At 69.5% G+C, this 239-nt stretch carries 1 pseudogene; it reads left to right on the forward strand.

The features are described 5' to 3' along the window. Positions 1 to 239 (forward strand): annotated as a pseudogene (locus tag KVT37_RS32795) (ribonuclease PH); the annotation flags it as partial.

The raw sequence follows: 239 nt of genomic DNA on the forward strand, positions 1-239 counted from the left end.
TCCGCCGGCAAGCTGGGCGGCCGCACGCTGGGGATCCAGCGCTTGATCGCCCGCTCCTTGCGCCCCTTTGTCGACCTGCAGTCGCTGGGCGAACAGCAGATCACCGTCGACGGCGACGTCATCCAGGCCGATGGCGGCTCCCGCACGGCCTCGGTCACCGGCGGTTGGGTGGTGCATTACGACTGCCTGCGCTGGATGGAAGCCCGCCAGCTGGCGTGCGCTTCCAAGGTGCCGAAGGA

It is taken from the genome of Mesorhizobium sp. GbtcB19, assembly GCF_019091085.1.
Lineage (GTDB): Bacteria > Pseudomonadota > Alphaproteobacteria > Rhizobiales > Rhizobiaceae > Mesorhizobium.